The sequence below is a fragment of the Nocardia altamirensis NBRC 108246 genome, assembly GCF_001612685.1.
GTDB classification, from domain to species: Bacteria; Actinomycetota; Actinomycetes; order Mycobacteriales; family Mycobacteriaceae; genus Nocardia; species Nocardia altamirensis.
On the sequence record NZ_BDAY01000070.1, the window covers coordinates 25,935 to 41,967 of the forward strand.

14 protein-coding genes are annotated in these 16,033 nt (G+C 66.7%); 4 read left to right on the forward strand and 10 right to left on the reverse strand.

From position 1 onward, the window contains the following. Positions 1-46: 46 nt before the first annotated feature. From NA11_RS31690 to NA11_RS31700, 3 genes are read right to left on the reverse strand one after another with little or no spacing between them, the layout of a single operon-like run. On the reverse strand, positions 47-397 hold the full coding sequence (locus NA11_RS31690; protein WP_069165719.1) for a VOC family protein: 351 nt from the start codon (positions 395-397) through the stop codon (positions 47-49). Between the two features lie 15 nt (positions 398-412). Beyond that, positions 413-1,228, reverse strand: coding sequence for a MerR family transcriptional regulator (locus NA11_RS31695; RefSeq protein ID WP_069165720.1), 816 nt, complete (start codon positions 1,226-1,228; stop codon positions 413-415). A 54-nt stretch (positions 1,229-1,282) separates the two neighbouring features. Further along, positions 1,283-1,861: a hypothetical protein gene (locus tag NA11_RS31700; protein ID WP_069165721.1), complete on the reverse strand. Its 579-nt coding sequence runs from the start codon at positions 1,859-1,861 to the stop codon at positions 1,283-1,285. A gap of 238 nt (positions 1,862-2,099) precedes the next feature. Between NA11_RS31700 and NA11_RS31705 the strand changes: the two genes are divergently transcribed. The 3 genes from NA11_RS31705 to NA11_RS31715 all read left to right on the forward strand — a co-directional run bounded on the left by NA11_RS31705 (position 2,100) and on the right by NA11_RS31715 (position 3,758). After that, the gene (locus tag NA11_RS31705; protein WP_069165722.1) at positions 2,100-2,441 is read left to right on the forward strand and encodes a YbaB/EbfC family nucleoid-associated protein; all 342 of its coding nucleotides are present in this window, start codon (positions 2,100-2,102) and stop codon (positions 2,439-2,441) included. 20 nt (positions 2,442-2,461) lie between these two features. Beyond that, entirely contained in the window at positions 2,462-3,070 is a 609-nt protein-coding gene (recR, locus tag NA11_RS31710; RefSeq protein WP_069165723.1) for a recombination mediator RecR, read from the forward strand. 70 nt (positions 3,071-3,140) lie between these two features. Beyond that, complete coding sequence (locus NA11_RS31715) at positions 3,141-3,758, forward strand: LysE family translocator (RefSeq protein ID WP_069165724.1); 618 nt, start codon at positions 3,141-3,143, stop codon at positions 3,756-3,758. A 1-nt stretch (position 3,759) separates the two neighbouring features. Here the strand turns inward: NA11_RS31715 and NA11_RS31720 are convergent, their stop codons facing one another. The 4 genes from NA11_RS31720 to NA11_RS31740 form a co-directional block, all read right to left on the reverse strand. Beyond that, complete coding sequence (locus NA11_RS31720; RefSeq protein WP_069165725.1) at positions 3,760-4,404, reverse strand: hypothetical protein; 645 nt, start codon at positions 4,402-4,404, stop codon at positions 3,760-3,762. A gap of 352 nt (positions 4,405-4,756) precedes the next feature. After that, positions 4,757-5,350 carry a hypothetical protein gene (locus tag NA11_RS46180; RefSeq protein ID WP_069165726.1) on the reverse strand — a complete coding sequence of 198 codons (594 nt, stop codon included), beginning with the start codon at positions 5,348-5,350 and terminating at the stop codon, positions 4,757-4,759. Beyond that, positions 5,347-6,006, reverse strand: a complete 660-nt coding sequence (locus NA11_RS31735) for an RNA polymerase sigma factor (RefSeq protein ID WP_069165727.1) — start codon at positions 6,004-6,006, stop codon at positions 5,347-5,349. Before NA11_RS31735 ends, NA11_RS46180 begins: the two co-directional genes overlap by 4 nt. 389 nt (positions 6,007-6,395) lie before the next feature. Beyond that, entirely contained in the window at positions 6,396-9,950 is a 3,555-nt protein-coding gene (locus NA11_RS31740) for a serine/threonine-protein kinase (protein WP_069165728.1), read from the reverse strand. Between the two features lie 514 nt (positions 9,951-10,464). Between NA11_RS31740 and NA11_RS31745 the strand changes: the two genes are divergently transcribed. Continuing rightward, entirely contained in the window at positions 10,465-10,917 is a 453-nt protein-coding gene (locus NA11_RS31745; protein WP_218023412.1) for a MarR family winged helix-turn-helix transcriptional regulator, read from the forward strand. Between the two features lie 91 nt (positions 10,918-11,008). Here the strand turns inward: NA11_RS31745 and NA11_RS31750 are convergent, their stop codons facing one another. The 3 genes from NA11_RS31750 to NA11_RS31760 all read right to left on the reverse strand — a co-directional run bounded on the left by NA11_RS31750 (position 11,009) and on the right by NA11_RS31760 (position 15,749). After that, a complete protein-coding gene (locus tag NA11_RS31750) occupies positions 11,009-12,136 on the reverse strand; it encodes an esterase-like activity of phytase family protein (protein WP_218023413.1) in 1,128 nt (375 codons plus the stop codon). 126 nt (positions 12,137-12,262) lie between these two features. Then, positions 12,263-14,398, reverse strand: coding sequence for a 3-hydroxyacyl-CoA dehydrogenase NAD-binding domain-containing protein (locus tag NA11_RS31755; protein WP_245746310.1), 2,136 nt, complete (start codon positions 14,396-14,398; stop codon positions 12,263-12,265). Positions 14,399-14,534: 136 nt separating this feature from the next. Next, positions 14,535-15,749 carry an acetyl-CoA C-acetyltransferase gene (locus tag NA11_RS31760; protein ID WP_069165731.1) on the reverse strand — a complete coding sequence of 405 codons (1,215 nt, stop codon included), beginning with the start codon at positions 15,747-15,749 and terminating at the stop codon, positions 14,535-14,537. Between the last annotated feature and the right edge of the window lie 284 nt (positions 15,750-16,033).

A 16,033-nucleotide genomic window follows, 5' to 3' on the forward strand; every position in this document is an offset into this window, starting at 1 on the left:
TAGAGCCCGGCACTGTGTGCCGGGCTCTACTTATTTGCGCCAGTGTCTATTTCGCGCCGATATCGAACAGATTGCCCTCCGGATCGGCCAGCGTTGCCCACTTCCCGCCGTACTCCTCGAAATCGCCGACGTGCTTGGCGCCCAAGCTGACTGCACGATCGATCTGCTCCTGCCAGTCGTCGGCGGCCAGGTCGAGGTGGATCACGTTCTTGCCCGGCGTCTTGTCCGGCACCTTGATGAACATCAGCACCGGGGTGGCCTCGGCCGCGCGCCCGACGGTGGCGAAATACTCGCTCGCCTCCGCGTCGACCGGCACATCCAGGAGCGCGGACCAGAATCCGGCCAGTGTGGCGGCGTCATGACAGTCGACGGTGACATGGGCGATGGACAGAGTCATGGGTTCTCCTCATTCTCAGAGCAGGCCGATCGGCCAGCAGACTTCGGTGCGGTAGGTGTCGGGATCGTCGTTGTCGCCGGGGCTGACCAGGTAGCGCTCGCGGACCGGTTCGGCAAGCGCGCCACCGTGTTCGGCGACATGGCTGCCCAATGCGCCGTAGGTGCGATCGAAGTCGTCGAGCGGGCCGAGGTGCATGGCGGTGGCGAAGCGCCGCGCGGGCAGCTCGACGATCGAGACCCGATCGAACGGTTCGATCCACGCGGTCGCCGGGACAGGCACGTAGGCAATCACTTCGCCGATGTCGTTCTCGAAGAAGTCCATCGAATAGGTGGCGCCGTCGACACCGTCGGGGGCGATGCCCGCCGCGATCAGCGTCTGATGCAGCAGCGGGTACGAGGCCGCGCACCACGGGCCGATATCGGCCCTGCTGACCGTCTCGGTAACCGCAAGGGCAGGGAAGGCGAGCATCGAGCGGTATTCGACGGAGATCGGCGCGGCCGGGGTCAGCAGCGAGCGCAGCGACGCCACCACCGCACGGGTGCGCACCAATTCGGCCTCCATGCGGGCCAGATGCGCGCGTAAAGCGGCATCGCGGGAATCGGTGTCCGGGGCGGCGAGCACAGCCTTGATCTCGGGCAGTGGCATATCGAGCTGGCGCAGGCGCCGGATCAGATGTGCCTGGGCCACTTGGTCGGTCGAGTAGCGCCGGTAGCCGGAGCCGGTGTCGACCGCGACGGGTTCGAGCAGTTCGATGTCGTGGTAGTGCCGCAGCGTCTTGACGGTGAGATACGTCAGCCTGGCGAACTCCCCGATGGAGACGGTCGCTGTCATGTCACTCAGCGAACACCCTCCAGCGGGGGGAGAGTCAACTTTTCGGGTAGTAGCTCAGGTCAGCACAAAGGTCAGCAGGATGACGTCCTGGACAGCGCCACGCCACCAGGAGTAGCCGAACCACACGCCAGGGGTGATCTCTCTGATCTCGTCGTAGATCTGCGGCACCGGCGACGGCGCGTAGTCCAGTGCCCAGGTCGGTGCGCCGTCCAGCTTGGCGGGCGCGCTGTACACGTACGCGGGGAAGGCCTCGTAACCCGCCGCGGTGACGCGGTTGGTCAGCAGGCCGCCGTCCGGCCCGGTGTAGAAGACCTTGCCGATCCACAGCCCGGCGGAGATCCCCTGGATGTTCGGCGGTCTGGTCACCCAGCCGTCCTTCACGCCCATCGGCGCCGCGCCGCGCTCCGCGTCGTGGAACACCGCGTCCTGCTGTGCCGCCGAACATCGGAAGCGCAACGCGTCGATGGTGGCGGCCCGGTTGTCGGGGTAGAGGACGCAGCCGCCGCCGTAGTCCGCGGCGACGGCGGTGACGCCGGCATCGGCGAGCGCCGAAGGGCCGGTGACGCCGAAGACGAAGCCGGGGACCCCCAGGGATAGCACCACTATGCGCAGGAAACGTGCTCGGATTGCCATTGCTGTACTCCAGAATCGCCGCACCGGTCTCCCGACCTACCTCCGATGGTAAGGCGATCTTGTGGCTCTGAAACCGGACGTACTCAACCTGTTACCAGTCATGCAACAAACACATAACGACCGGTCGGGAAGGTTGCGGGCGGAGCAGCGGGCCGCAGGGCGATCGTGGTGGCTCCCGGTCGCGCGCGACCGAAGGACTAGGCTGGCAACGAACACTTTCCCCAGAGAGGAACATGCCGTGCAACCCGGTGGTCAGTTCGACATGCAGCAATTACTCGCCCAGGCACAGCAGATGCAGCAGGCGGTGATGGAAGCCCAGGCCGAGATCGCCGCGGCCGAGGTGGAAGGCCAGGCGGGCGGTGGGCTGGTCAAGGTCACCATCAAGGCGAGTGGTGAGGTCGTCGCGCTGACCATCGATCCGAAAGCGGTCGATCCGGAAGACGTTGACACGCTGCAGGACTTGGTGATCGGCGCGATCAACGACGCGATGGCCTCTGCGCAGCAGCTCGCGGCTGATCGGCTCGGACCGCTCTCGGGTGGGCTCGGCGGCGGCTCGCTGCCCGGGCTGCCGGACTTCTGATAGTTACGAGGACATAGCCGTTGTACGAGGGTCCGGTTCAGGATCTGATCGACGAGTTGGGCAAGCTGCCCGGCGTCGGTCCGAAAAGCGCGCAGCGCATCGCCTTTCACCTGCTCCAGGTGGAACCGCCGGAGATCGACCGGCTACAGGCTGCCCTGCAGAAGGTGCGCGACGGCGTGCAGTTCTGCGTGTCCTGCGGCACCGTTTCCGACGGCGAACTGTGCCGCATCTGCGCCGACCCGCGCCGCGACCGCACCATGATCTGCGTGGTCGAAGAGCCCAAAGACGTGCAGGCGATCGAGCGCACCCGTGAGTTCCGTGGTCGCTACCACGTGCTCGGCGGTGCGCTCGATCCGCTCAGCGGGATCGGGCCGGACCAGTTGCGGATCCGAGAGTTGCTGGCGCGCATCGGCAATCAGCAGGACGGCGTCGACGTCACCGAGGTGATCATCGCGACCGACCCGAACACCGAGGGCGAGGCGACCGCCACCTACCTGGTGCGGATGCTGCGCGACTTCCCCGGCCTGAGCGTGACCAGGCTGGCGTCTGGGCTGCCGATGGGTGGCGACCTGGAATTCGCGGACGAGCTGACGCTCGGCCGCGCGCTGTCGGGACGGCGCGCGCTCTAGCGCCTCGTCCGGAGCGAGCCCCGAATCCACGGGGCTTGCGATATCTCAGGCGCGGGTTACTGTGCGGGAGATGAGCATCGAATTCATGCTGACCACGCTCGTCATCGTCGCCACCCCCGGCACCGGCGCGCTGTACACCTTGGCGGCCGGCCTGGCGCGTGGCACGAAGGCCAGCGTGATCGCGGCGTTCGGCTGCACGCTCGGCGTCGTCCCGCACATGATCGCGGCGATCACCGGCCTTGCCGCGCTGCTCAATACGAGCGCGGTCGCCTTCCAGACCTTGAAGTACCTAGGCGTCGCCTACCTGATCTACATGGCGTGGAGCACCTTTCGTGACAAAGGCGTACTCGCCGTGCCCGAAGACACTGCGGGGCAGGCGCAGTCGGCCCGCAAGGTGATCACCTCCGCGGTGCTGCTCAACGTGCTCAACCCCAAGCTGACCATCTTCTTCTTCGCCTTCCTCCCGCAGTTCGTGCCCAACGGATCGCCGAACGCGTTGGCGCGCATGCTCGAACTCAGCGGGATCTTCATGCTCGCCACGTTCGTGGTGTTCGCCATCTACGGGGTGTGCGCGGCCGCGGTCCGCAGCCACGTCATCTCCCGGCCCGCGGTGGTGACCTGGATGCGCCGGGTGTTCGGCGCCTCCTTCATCGCGTTGGCCGGGCGGCTCGCGGTGCAGAACCAGTGATTCAGAGTTCCACGCGGGACCAGGGCAGCGTCTGCATCCTGGTGCGGTCGTCGGTGGCCCAATCCCAGATGAGCGCGGACACCGTCGGCGCGTCGAGCACCGTGGTGCCGAAGTGCTTGTCCGGGGAGCCATCCCGGTACTCGAGGGTGAACGCGCCGGTCTTCTCCCGGTAAGTCTGCATGTAGACCTGCTCGTCCCGTTCCACCACCAGATACGGATTCGGCGGGGACAGTTCGGAAACCCACTGATCGGCAAGGGTTTTCGTCAGATAAGGGAATTCGCCTGCGCCGCCGTGGGTGACCGTGGCAGGCACATGCCCGGCCGGATCGATCAACCAGGTCAGCTGCGGGTCGTAGACCGCGTAGCCGAGCGGCGTCGCGATCGAGAAGACCAGTTGCCGGACGAACCCGATCGCGTCGTACGGGCACGGCACCTCGAGCACCGCCCCGGTCGGGGCGCCACCCAACGGCGCGACGCTGAGGAAGCTGTCCGCCTCGGGCACGGCATCGTTGTGCTTGTTCAACTCCGCCGCGATCTGCGCGACCGCTCCCTCCTGGGGCAATCCCATCTGCGTACTCAAATAGGCGTCGACCTCGGTGATCGATGACGCGACACCGGACGGCAGCAAGATGTGGTCATAGCTCACCCGGATAGGGTACGGGGCTGGTCAGGCGCGGCGGCGGGCCACGTCGGGCTCGGCACACCCGCACCCGCCCGCGACGTCCCCGCACTCGACCACAAAGGTATGCCGCACGTAGTCGACGTCGACACAATCCCCGTCAGTGCATTCCGTCAGCCTGCCCGCATGCACAACGAGGGTGCCATGGCAGTGATCGACAGCGGATTCGCAGGAAGCACAGTCCAGCGCACGCATCAGAACCTCCCGATGAGATCGGTTCGTTCCCTCCCTGTCTATCACTCCCCCCATCCCCACAGTGGGATCTCACCACCGTGTGTCGCACCCGGAACATCCTGCACGCGAACGATTCTGGCCGGTCTCAGGCGAGCCACCGATCGATCAGTTCCCGCCGTGGCGCCTGTCGACCACGTTCGCGGCGTTCAGCTTCCGGCAACTTGCCACGGTCTCGGGGTTCGGTGAGCCACTGATTCATCCGTTGCGCGAGCAGAGCGACCGCATGCTGCCAGGGAATGCCCAACTGGTCGGCGAGCACGGCGGCGCGACCATGTGCGACTTCGTCGCTCGCCACCTCCGGATCACTGAGGATCGCGTCCAGTTCCATCCCGGCGAGTGCTTGAGCGAAGGTCAGCGTCCGGTCAGGCAACCAGCTCAACCGCCAGGCGTCGGGTTGCCTCGCTATCCGGGACGCGAATTCCGGTGAGACCGAACTGACCATCATCGCGTCGGTCACCTGCACGCTCGGATGGACGGAATCGCCTGCCCCTTCGCTGCCCGGAGCTGGTTCGGCAGCGGCGTCGGACTCCGTCGCGACCCGCCTCTTGAGCTCGGCCAGTCCGGCTTCCGTGTCGTAGGTGTAGGCCGCATCCCGCTCGGCGAGGTAACCGTCCAGATCGGTGAATGCCCGGGTGACCGGTACGGGCTCGGACGAGCGGTCGTTCTTGTCAGTACTCATGCCGGCGTCACCCCTTTCGTCCGAGTATCCCGGCCCCGATTCTCCGGCGGGCGCGACGACATCGGCGCCATCAGCGTGTCGACGTCATCGAACGTGAGGTGCGCTCGCTCACCGTTCATGATCGCCTCGATCTTCTTACGGGCCCTGCTCTTGTGAGACTGCACCGTCGAGACCGTGCAGTCCAGCACTTCGGCAGTCTCGCGGTCCAGCAGCCCGAATTCCCATGCCATGATCGCTACCCGGTACTCGGTCTCGGTCAGTCCGTCTTCGAGTACCCGCCGAAATGTTTCGAGATCGGCATCATCGATGATCCGCAACAGCGGGTCTCGTTGCCCCGGTATCGGTCCGAGCATCGGCGTATCGGTGTCGAGGTACTCGCTGACAAGCACCTCGGACCTGGTGTTCTTCCGCCACGCATCGATCACCCGCCGCGCCGCTATCTTCATGATCAGCCGAATGGCGTCGAGGATCGACGTGTTCTTGAAGTCTCGGTCGTATTGCCGCCACACAGCAATGAATACCTGCTGGACAATCTCCTGTGCCTGATCGCTGTCCCCGCGGAATGCCCGCAACGCGAACCGGAACACCGCGGGCGAGTACAGCCGGAATATCTCGTCGAACCGATACTCCTCGGAAGGGGCTTCGGAATCGCTCATCTGGCTCGGATCTCTCGTGGTGGCGCCACGGGCTCCGGTGGTAGGCGCCGGGGCCCGTCGCCGACCTCGACGACAAGAGCCGACACCGCATTGCCGCGGCGGGTGACACTCCTGACCACGGTGCCGACCGGCGCTTCCCGCACGATCATCCGAGCCATCAAGTGCCGCTGCCAGTCTCGCACACAGTCGATGAGCCGATAGAGGATCAAGGAACATACCGGCGCCACCACAATGACCCAACTCGCCACGGTGGGGCCATCAGCGGCCGAGAACATCGTCATGCCAGGTAGTCGCCGCGGACACGCTGGTTCTTGAGACCGCGACAGTGCCATTACGTGGGAGGCAAGCGGCAATACCGACCGCTCGCCTTGATCGACGACGTGTCGGATTCAGCCGAGGAGTTCGTCCAGGAAGCGGGCGGGGAGTTCGATGTCGCCGGTGTGGGCTGCGGCGGTGGGCATTTCGGCGTGCAGGACGCGGAGGATGGAGACGACGCCGGGGCCTGCGTCGAGGAGTGGGCGGGTCCAGCCGAGGTCGGCGCAGGTGGCGGCGGCGGGCAGGAGCAGGCCGGTGGCCTCGCCGACCCAGCCGGAGGCGGCCAGGCATTCGGCGAGGAGCAGGGCGGCGTCGAGTTTGGCTCGGGGGCGGCGCTTTTCGAGCATGCGGCCGTGCAGCGCGCGAGCCCGGCGGACGGCGCGATCGTCGGCGCCGAGCCGACCTTCGCCGAGCAGGGCGCGAATGCCTGCGATTTCTTCCGCTTCCGCGGCGAGCACGGCTGCGCCGGTGATCCGTTTCAGTGGCGCGGCGGGTTCGGCGGCCTCGGGGATGGAGTCCGCGGGGTCGAGGGGAAGGCCGAGGCGGAGGCGTTCGGCGCGGATGTGGGCCGCGAGCCGGTACAGGCGGTTGTCGGCGGCGATGCGAGCGCCCTCGTCGAGCCGTGCTGCGGCGGTGAACAAGTCGCCGCGCACCGCTTTGACGCGGGCGCCGATGACGAACGTCGAGATCAGGAAGTCCGGCGGGCCGACACGGGCGACGAGCTGGTGACTTTCGTCGAGCAGTTGGTCCGCGGCGTCGAGATCGCCTCGGCGGTAGTTCAATTCACCGAGCAGCGCGGCGGACACCCGGACCGCATGCGAGCGCGGACCGGACCGCGACTTGGCGACTTCCCACGCCTCCTGGAAACACGCTGTCGCGGTAGGGATATCGAGCTGCTCGTAGGCGGCGGCGCCGCGCCCGCACAGCCCGAAGACCGCGCCGAGCGGATCCTTCGACCTGGCGTGGTATTCCGTGGCCCAGTCCTGGATCTCGCGGGCGCCGTCGAAGTCGAACTCGCACAGCCGGACGAAGGACGTCAGGTTCGCGGCGGTCGACACAGTCCAGGCGGGGAGCTCCTCGGGGTTCTTCAGGCAGTCCGCGATCCGTTCGAGCACACCGTCGGTGTGATCGCGCGCGATCTGGTCGGCGGCGCCGAGCACGGCGGCCTGACACCGCTGCTGATCGACGTCCTCTTCGGTGCCCGCGCCCCGCGCGAGCAGGTTCGACAGGCGACCGAGTGCGGAGCGCGCCGCGCCGGACTGCTGCAGGTTCACGTTGGCCCGCGCCACCGCCATCAGCAACTTGGACCGCGAAGCCACCTGCTGCATCGGCAGTTTCGAGACGGTGCCGAGCAGGGTCGCCAGCCTGGACCGGTCGATGAGGTCCATGCCGCCACCCTCGAGCAGGTCGAGCGCCATCTTCAGGTCGGTGGCCGCGAGCGCGTGATCGACGGACTTGCGCAGCAGTTGATGCTCGGCATACCAGCGGGATGCCTTGCGGTGCAGCGCCTTCAAGCGGCCAGGATGCTCGCGGTCGAGCCGCGCCCGCAGATGTTCGGCGAACAGTGGCTGCATCCGGAACCACTCAGGGTCGTGCTCGATCCTGCGCAGGAACAGTTCGCGCTGCTCGGCCTGCTCCAGCAGCTGTCCCGCCTCCTCGTCTTCGGACAGTGCGTAGGCCAGCGACGCGCTCACCCGCTCGGTCACCGAGATCGACATCAGGAACTCGAGCATCCTGGGTTCCAGTGTGTCCAGCACGTTTTCGGCGAGGTACTCCCGCAGTCCGTGATTGCCCTGGGACAGATTGGCGATCAGCTGGGCCGGGTCGGGGTTGCCCCGCAGCGACAGGCTGACCAGCTGGATCGCGGCGGGCCAGCCGTCGGTGGCCGCGTGGATCTCGGCGACCTGCGCTTCGGTGACCGGAAATCCGTGCCGCTGCACCAGGACCTCGCTGATCTCCTCGACGGTCAGGCGCAGGTCCGCCGAGCAGATCTCGACCAGCTCGTCGTGCACCCGCATCCGGCCGGTCGGCAGGCCGGACTGCTCCCGGCTGGTCACCACGAACCGGAGATGGTGACATCCGTTGTGCAGCAAGGCATCCATCGCGCGGTGCGCGCCTGCGTCGGTGACCCGATGCCAGTCGTCGACCACGACGACGAGCGGGCTACCGCCGGCATGGATCTCGTCGATGAGCGTCGTGATCACGAAAGTCGCCGCGTCGGCGGGCCTTTCCTCGAGCACTTGATCCAGTCCGGTGCCGACGTCCGGTCGGACGCGGCGGATCGCCTGGATGAGATGCGCGAGAAACCAGATCTCGTTGTCGTCATCGTGATCGACGCTGATCCAGGCCACCGGGATGCCACGCTCGGTCAGGTCGGTCCGCCACTGCGCGGCCACCGTGCTCTTGCCGAAACCGGCGGGCCCGTGGATCACCGCGAGCCTGCGGCGACCGCCAGCGCGCAGGATGTCCAGCAGCCGGGGGCGCGCCATCGGCTCGCGGGCCGGGGTGGGCGGACGGAATTTGGTGGCCGCGGTCGGCGGCAGGGTGGCGGCCGAGCCAGTCGCCCCGGTGTGCTGGGACACGGCGGGCCGCAACGTCAGCGGCCAGCTGCGCCTGGCCGTCACCGCGGGTTTGGATTTGGTGTCGGTCGAGGAATCGTCGGAGTGCTCGATCGGTTCCGGGGCGGCCACGGTTTCCAGCAGCGCCATCTCGTCCGGCATCTGCTCGTGGTCGCGCTGCACCGAGCGCAGCAGCTGGCCGAAGTCGTAGGCCGTCGGCGGGCGGTCGTCGGGGTCGGGGGACATGGCCTGCTGGATCGCGTCGGCCACGTCGGGCGGGATGTCGTGCTCGCGCAGATCGGGCACCGGCTGGGTGGTGATCCGCAGGAACTGCGCAACCACCTTCTCCCCCGCCTGCCTCTCGAACGCGGCATGCCCGGTGAGCAGGGCGAACAGCGTTGCGCCGAGGCCGTACACATCGGAGCGGACGGTCGGCTCGTCGCCCTTGAGCACCTCGGGCGCGGTGAAGGCGGGCGAGCCGGTGATCAGGCTGCTCGAGGTCTGGAAGCCGCCGGGGATCCTGGCGATGCCGAAGTCGGTGAGCTGTGGCTCGCCGTAGCCGCTGAGCAGGATGTTGGCAGGCTTGACGTCCCGGTGCAGGATCTGGGCCCGATGCGCGCTCTCGATCGCACCCGCCAACTTCACTCCGGCCCGCAATGAGTCCGACCAGGTCAACGGCCCTTGGTCGCGGATAACCTGCTCCAGCGAGCCGCGGGTGCAGTACGGCATCACGATGAACGGCAGTCCGGTCGCGGTCACATCGACCTGCAGGATGTCGACGATGTTCGGATGGCCGGACAGCCTGCCCATCGCCTGTTCTTCGCGCAGAAACCGTTCGCGGCTTTCCAGTTCGATTTCCGAGGAGAGCACCTTCACCGCGACGACCCGCTGGATTGCCCGCTGAATGCAGCGATAGACCACCCCGAAGCCGCCTCGGCCGATCTCCTTCGCCTCCGAGAGGCCCATCGCCTCCAGTTCGTCGGCGATTCCGATGGGTCCGTGGCGCTGGGTGTCCGAGTCAGTCGAGGTCGTGTCCGGGCTGACCTTCCCCGAACGCGTCCGTGGATTCATGTGACCACCTCGAACTCACATCGAATCGGCGTCACCGGCGACCAACAGGTGCGCCGACCTCCGGACACCCCGGTTACCCTCGCGATGTCCGATATGTCTGCGCATACTCCAACGTAGCGCGGTGCGGCATCCGGTGGGAGAAGTTTCGAAACAGCTTGATTTCCCACCTCTACCCTCCGGAAAATTCGGCCGGTCAGCGCTCGGCCGCCGGCCTCGTATCGGCGCGAACAGGAACGAGATCCGCTCCATTACATTCTGCCGCTTGGTGTTGTGGAAGGCCGCGATTTGCCAGCGACCGTCGGTGCGGACCAGCGGGTAGGTCTGCGTCTTCGACAGGTCCGACGGCGACTTGCGCTCGCCCTTGTCGGTGTCACCCCTGCTGGTCACCGCGCCGGCGTCGGGACCGTGTCGTTGCTGCGCATGATGTCCTCCGTGCTAGATTTCTTCTTAGAAGATCTTTCTTCATATAAGAAGTTTATTCGTATAAGAAGAGATTCGGAGCTGGAGGTATCCCGTGTCAACACCCCCCATGCGTTCGGATGCGAGCGAGGTCTACCGGCGCTATCTGAGCGCGGTCATGCTGCACGGACAGGCAGGCGCGCGGGCCGTCGACCTCGGCGCAACCGATCTGTACGCGCTGAACATCCTGGAATTGACCGGGCCGATGACGCCGGGCGAACTCGGCGCTCGCAGCGGACTGACGACGGGGCCGACGACACGGCTGATCGATCGCCTGGAAGACGCGGGGTACGCGCGGCGCGTCGCCGTGCCGGGCGACCGCCGCAAGGTGCTCGTCGAATTGGTGGGCACGCCAGCGGAATTGGACGCGGTGCTGGCTCCGGCCCGCCGCCGGATCAGCGAGATCATCAGCGAATACACCCCCGAACAGCGGGAGATGCTTTTCGACTACTTCAGCCGCGCGGCCGACGCGTTTCGCGAGGCAACAGAAGACTTGCGCACCAACTGATTACCGGGGATCCGGAGTGCCTGGTCCGAAACATGGTCGCGAACCTGATGCCACATCCGGGAAGGTCGCGCCGACGTTCCCGGACGGGGCACTAGCGCACCGCGAGTGCGATGAACTGGGTGATCTGGTTGTCCGCGAAGTTGTTGTCGCTCACCAGGATCAGCGTGCGCTCACCGGAGGACAGGCGCGGACCCCATGTCATGCCCTCGACATTGTCGATGGCGGACAGGCCGACGTCGGACAGGTCGACGAGCAGACGTTTGGTCGCGGGGCTGGCCGTGCCGATCGGCGCGTCGAGGATGTTGGTCGCGGCACCGAGGTCAGCCTCGTACACCTTGATCTTGTTGCCGACCCCGGCGACGAAAGACCGTTCCAGCACCAGGATTTTCGTCGGGTCGACCGGGTCGACGGCCAGCACCGAGGTGATGCCGTTCATGCCGGTACCCGGTAGCGGGCTCGACTCGGCGAAGACCGGATCCATCGGATAGGCGTACTGAGCCAGCAGCTGACCGGTCCTGGCCTGCACCGTGATTCGCGAGGTGGCGCCCGCCGTCGTGGTGGCGAGCGGACCGTCCGGCAGCAGCGGACCCTCCACCGCCGTGACGAACAGCGAACCGCCCGCGGCGAACGTCGCTCCCTCCAAGGCCATGTTCTGCCGAGGACCCGAATTCGGCCGCATCCGTTCGTTGTCCGGGATCGGCAGCTCGGCCGCGAACGCGCCGTCCGCCCGAGCGATACGCACCGAGGGATCGGCGAGCACGGTGTCGGTGCGGTCCCCCTCCTGCGTCCAGAAGTAGTCACCTGTCCACGGATCGACCCGAATCTCTTCTGGGTCAACCGACTTCGGCGCGTACGCGGCGCCTGCGGCGGTCAGCAGCGGTCGGGTTCCGGTGAATTCCACCGGGCCGACGCCCTTCTCGTCCACCGTGAAGCGCGCGGTGTAGAACCGGGCCGGGTTGCGCTCCGAGCGATCGTCGCTGATCAGCACGTAATCGCCGGTGCGCGTGTCGAAGTCGATCCCGGACAGGCCGCCGACCGAGGTGCCATGGAAATCCAGGTTGTTCGGGACGACCCGCTCGCCGAGCAACCGCACCGCGGATCCCGCCGCAGCCGCACCCTGATCCGGCACCGCGGTCGCCGCCGGCGTCACACCGAGCGCCACCGCGACGGTCGCGACCAACAGCGTTTGCCCACGTCTGACCTGTCCACGTCCTCGCACCCGCGATACGCTAACCACGATGCGGTACCGGCAGGTGAACAACACCCCAACGCGCCGGACAACGCGCCCCGAAACGGCGAAAGCCCGCCACCGCGAATCGCGATGGCGGGCTTTGCCGTTGGTGCCTTACTTACGCAGCGAAGCCGGAGCCTCGAAGCGCTCGCCGTAGGTCTTGGCGAGGTAGTCGGCGCGCTCGACGAACGCGGCCTGCCCACCCGGGTAGCCGACGATGAACTGGTGCACACCACCGGTCCAGGCCGGGAAGCCGATGCCGAAGATCGAGCCGATGTTGGCGTCGGCGGTGGTCTCCAGCACGCCCTCGTCGAAACACTTCTGGGTCTCGATCGCCTCCGCGAACAGCATGCGGTCGATCAGATCCTGCAGCGGCACACCGAAGTCCGCCGTCGTCTTGAAGTGCTCACGCAGGCCGGGCCACAGACCGGTGCGCTTGCCCTCTTCGTCGTACTCGTAGAAGCCCGCCTTCTCCAGGCGGCCAGGACGACCCTCGCCGACCATGTAGTCGATGACTTCCTGCGCCGGGTGCTTCTTGGCGCCCATCGTGGTGTCGCCGTGCGCGGCAGCCTCGATGGTCTCCTTGGCGATCTTCTGCATGAGCTTGAGGTTCAGCTCATCCGACAGCTGCAGCGGCGCGGCCGGGTAGCCCGCCTGCAGACCGGCCTGCTCGATGGTCGCGGGCTCGATGCCCTCGGTGAGCATGGCGATCGCCTCGTTGACGAAGGTGCCGATCACGCGCGAGGTGAAGAAGCCGCGGCTGTCGTTGACGACGATCGGGGTCTTCCTGATCGCGAGGGTGTAGTCGAACACCCTGGCCAGCGCCTCGGGCGAGGTCTTCTCGCCCTTGATGATCTCCACAAGCGGCATCTTGTCGACGGGCGAGAAGAAGTGGATGCCGATGAAGTCTTCCTGACGCTTCACGCCGGCCGCGAGGCCGGTGATCGGCAGGGTCGAGGTGTTCGAGCCGAGCAGCGCGTCGGGGGTGACGATGTCCTCGATCTCCTGGAACACCTTGTGCTTGAGCTCGGTGTTCTCGAAGACCGCCTCGATCACGAAGTCGACGCCGTCGAAGTCCTTGGCGTCGGCCGACGGGGTGATCAGGTCGAGCAGCGCCTTGGACTTCTCCGCCGTGGTCTTGCCACGCGAGAGGGCCTTGGCCTCGATCTTCTCGGAGTAGTTCTTGCCACGCTCGGCCGCCTCGATGGTGAGGTCCTTGAGCACGACCTGGTAGCCGGCCTTGGCGGAGACGTACGCGATGCCGGCGCCCATCATGCCCGCGCCGAGCACGCCGATCTTCTTGATGTCCTTCTTCGGGACATCCTTGGGCCGCGAACCACCGTTGTTGATGGCCTGCAGGTCGAAGAAGAACGCCTGGATCATGTTCTTCGCGACCGGACCGGTCAGCAGGTGCACGAAGTAGCGCGACTCGATCAGCGACGCGTTGTCGATGTCGACCTGCGAGCCCTCGACCGCGGCGGACAGGATCGCCCGCGGCGCAGGCATGTTGGTGCCCTTGAGCTGCTTACGCAGGTTGGCAGGGAACGCGGGCAGGTTCGCCGCGAACGCCGGGCTGGACGGGGTGCCGCCGGGGATCTTGTAGCCCTTCTTGTCCCAGGGCTGCACGCCGCCCTCGGGGTTGGCCTTGATCCACGCCTTGGCGGCAGGGACCAGCTCCTCCACCGTGCCGACGACCTCGTTGACCAGGCCGATCTCCTTGGCCTTGGTCGCGTTGAACTCGTTGCCCTGCAGCAGGATCTGCATCAGCGCGTTCTGCAGACCGAACATACGCACGGTGCGGGTGACACCGCCACCGGCAGGCAGCAGGCCGAGCTTCACCTCGGGCAGGCCGATCTTCAGGCCACGCACGTCGGCGGCGATCCGGTAGTGGGTCGCCAGCGTGATCTCCAGGCCGCCACCGAGGGCGGCACCGTTGATCGCGGACACGACCGGCTTGCCGAGGGTCTCCAACCGACGCAGCGCACTCTTGATGGTGCCGAGCTCGTCCATGAGGGCCTGGCCGTCTTCCGGGCCGACCTTCATCATGTTCTTCAGGTCGCCGCCCGCGAAGAAGGTCTTCTTCGCCGAGGTCAGCACGACGCCGGTGATGCTGTCCTTCTCGGCCTCGAGCCGGTCGACGGTCGCGGACATCGACGTCTTGTACAGCTCGTTCATCGTGTTGGCGCCCTGGTTCGGGTCGTCCATCGTCAGAGTGACGATGCCGTCCGAATCCTGCTCCCAACCGATCATGTTGGTTTCGGTGCTGGTCACAGCTCTGTGTCTCCTGTGTCTAATTGGCGGCATTCACGGGCCCTGCGTGGTTACGCAAGCTTCCGCCTCCGGGCCTGACGCTCATGCCGCCGTGATTCTCAGCTGTCGGTTGGGGTTAGACGCGCTCGATGATGGTGGCAACGCCCATGCCGCCGCCGATGCACAGGGTGATCAGCGCGTAGCGGCCGTTGCGGCGCTCCAGCTCGTCGACCATGGTGCCGGTGATCATCGCGCCGGTGGCGCCGAGCGGGTGGCCCATGGCGATCGCGCCGCCGTTGACGTTCAGCTTCTCGTCCGGGATGTTCAGGTCCTTCTGGAACTTCAGCACCACGGAGGCGAACGCCTCGTTGATCTCGACCAGGTCGATGTCGTCGAGGGTCAGACCCGCCTTGGCCAGCGCCTTCTTGGCGGCCGGGGTGGGGCCGGTGAGCATGATGGTCGAGTCGGCGCCGCTGGTCGCGGTCGCGACGACGCGCGCACGCGGGGTGAGGCCGGACGCCTTGCCCGCCTCTTCGGTGCCGATCAGCACCAGCGCGGCACCGTCGACGATGCCCGAGCTGTTGCCGCCGTGGTGCACGTGGTTGATCTTCTCGACGAAGTAGTACTTCTGCAGCGCCACCGCGTCGAAGCCACCCATCTCACCGATCACGGCGAAGGACGGGTTCAGCTTGGCGAGGTCCTCGGCCGTGGTGCCCGGCCGCATGTGCTCGTCCTTGTCCAGCACGACGATGCCGTTCTGGTCCTTCACCGGAACGATCGACTTGGCGAAGTAGCCGCCGGTGGTGGCCTTGGCGGCCAGCTCCTGCGAACGCACCGCGTAGGCATCGACGTCATCGCGGCTGAAGCCCTCGATGGTCGCGATCAGGTCGGCCGAAATGCCCTGCGGCACAAAGTAGGTGTCGTAGTTGGTGGCCGGGTCGAGTGCCCACGCGCCGCCGTCGGAGCCCATCGCCACGCGGGACATGGACTCGACACCACCGGCGATGACCAGGTCGTCGAAGCCGGAGCGCACCTTCTGCGCGGCCAGGTTGACGGCCTCGAGGCCGGAGGCACAGAACCGGTTGAGCTGGAAACCACCGACGGTGTCCGGCAGGCCCGCCACGGTGACCGCGGTGCGGGCGATGTCCATGCCCTGGTCACCGACGGGGCTGACGACGCCGAGGATCAGATCCGAGATCCGGTCTTCGTCGAGGTTGGGGAAACGGCCGCGCAGCTCCTGGACCAGACCAACAGTCAAGTCGATCGGCTTGACCGAATGCAGCGAGCCGTTCTTCTTGCCGCGGCCGCGCGGAGTGCGGATGGCCTCGTAAATGTAGGCCTCTGTGGTCATATCGGAGTGTTCCTTCCTTAAAGGTGCGGCGGCCGGACTTCGTCCGTCCGAGCGCTCTGTGCTGCGACACCGCCACTGCGGTGCGGCTGCGGGTAACCTCGCCGACCGGCCATGCGACCGACCGTCCTGACGCTGTACAAAACGCGGCATGCGACGGCGGACGCAGGAACCAAGTCGCCCATACGCCTGGGCATACCATAGAACCTCGTCGTACCGGAGCTCACGGCCACCCGTTCATACTACCGTGGTGTGCGAACTCCGGTTAACTTAACGTCGTGGCGGCG